This is a genomic window from Peribacillus sp. SIMBA_075, assembly GCF_046534585.1.
In genome coordinates this window covers 1-248 of the sequence record NZ_JAWRYN010001254.1, presented here as the reverse complement: position 1 = coordinate 248, position 248 = coordinate 1, and the positions used below count along the sequence as shown (strand labels likewise).

The 248-nt window shown below is 42.3% G+C and carries 1 protein-coding gene; it reads right to left on the bottom strand.

Going from position 1 to position 248, the window contains the following annotated elements; all coding sequences use genetic code 11:
• Positions 1–248 (bottom strand): class II fructose-bisphosphate aldolase (locus SB775_RS32355; RefSeq protein ID WP_410865391.1); only part of this gene is annotated, 248 nt, incomplete at both ends.

Below are 248 nucleotides of genomic sequence, written 5' to 3'. Positions count from 1 at the left end.
TCCAAGCTCAGCTTCTACAGATACACCGTGGAAATGTGCAAGCTCAACTACTTTCGCAGTTGTTGCTACGTTCTCATCGAATGGATGGTGAGAAGCGTCGATCATAACAGAAGTAAATCCTGCATGAATCGCTTTTGCACAAGATTCAAAGCTTGAACCGTGATCTAAATGAATCGCAACAGGAACTGTTACATTATATTCTTCGATTAACGCTTTAACCATTGCGACAACTGTTTTGAAGCCGCCCA